Raw genomic sequence first — 1,178 nt, forward strand, 5'->3', positions numbered from 1 at the left:
CCCTCGTGCACGATGCTGCTGCGGATGCGCTCGGCCTCGGCCTCGCTCAATCGGGCCGTGGAGAGCACCTGCTTGATGGCGACTTCGCGGTTCAGCAACCGGTCCGTCGCGAGCCAGACCGCACCCATGCCACCGCCGCCCAGTTTCGACTGCAGGCGGTAACGACCCGCGACGAGGTAGTCGGGGCCGATATGGGGACGAGCACGTTCGGTCACGGGTGCGAGGGTAGTCGAATATGCCGATGACTGGCCGGTATCACGACGCGCGGGTATAAGGGGCCCCGCTGTGGACACGGGCCGGGGGTGGGTGTCACCCTGGTCGCGATCGAACGTATATTCGAATACGATCGATAGCTGAAACGGTGCTGCCGTTCCGGCGCTGGGCGGCTCTCCGCTCGCGGGTCCATCGTGGAAGTAGGTGGTGTTGATGGGTTCGGATGCGTTGTCGCCCGAGGGGGCGGCCCGGGCGCGCACGCTCGACGAACTGCGCAGGCGGATGGCCGCGGTGCCGGGCCGCGGCGAGTCAGCCACCGCTCATATCCCTCGTGAGCAGTCACTACGCCGTGATCTGCTGCCCGTGCCCGCCCCGCTCGCCGAGCTGTTGCCCGACGGCGGACTGCCCAAGGGTGCCGTGGTCGCCTATACCGGCGCGCACTCGCTGCTGTCCGGTCTGCTCGCCGCGGTGACCGGCGGCGGTGGCCACGCCGCGGTGGTCGGGCTGCCCCGGCTGGGTTTGCTGGCCGCCGCCGAGATGGGCGCGCAGCTGTCCCGGCTGGCGGTGATCGCCGACCCGGGCCCCGATCCGGGCGAAGTGGCCGCCGTCCTGCTCGACGGCCTCGATCTGGTCGTCCTCGGGCTCGACGGCGTCGCCGTCCCACCCGCCCGCTGCCGGGTGCTCGCCGCCCGCGCCCGCAACCGCGGCGCCACCCTGGTCGTCGCCGGCGGCACCTGGACCAATCCGTCGCTGCGCCTGGACACCCGCGTCACCGGCTACCGCGGTCTCGGCGCGGGCCGCGGCCGCCTGCGCTCGGTCTGCCTGGACGTGCGCGTCAGCGCCAAGGCGGGGCCACCCCGGCACGGCCGGATAGACCTGTGCGCCAAGGCCGGTCGCACCGAATGGCTCGCCCGCGAGGCGGAGATCCGCGAGGCGGCCGACGTGCGGGAGGCCGTGTCGTGACC

1 protein-coding gene and 1 pseudogene are annotated in these 1,178 nt (G+C 72.6%); one reads left to right on the forward strand and one right to left on the reverse strand.

Annotation, left to right across the window (positions count from 1 at the left end):
- A pseudogene (locus ACWDNU_RS46430) lies at positions 1–215 on the reverse strand (hypothetical protein); the annotation flags it as partial.
- Positions 216–426: 211 nt separating this feature from the next.
- Between ACWDNU_RS46430 and ACWDNU_RS46435 the strand changes: the two are divergent.
- Positions 427–1,176 (forward strand): hypothetical protein, encoded by a 750-nt coding sequence (locus ACWDNU_RS46435; protein WP_355271514.1) that lies wholly within the window; start codon positions 427–429, stop codon positions 1,174–1,176.
- The last annotated feature ends 2 nt before the right edge of the window (positions 1,177–1,178 follow it).

The organism is Amycolatopsis sp. NPDC003676 (assembly GCF_053587275.1).

Coding starts and splice junctions, on each gene's coding strand:
- ACWDNU_RS46435 (WP_355271514.1), top strand. CDS start 427: ATGGGTTCGGATGCGTTGTCGCCCGAGGGGGCGGCCCGGGCGCGCACG.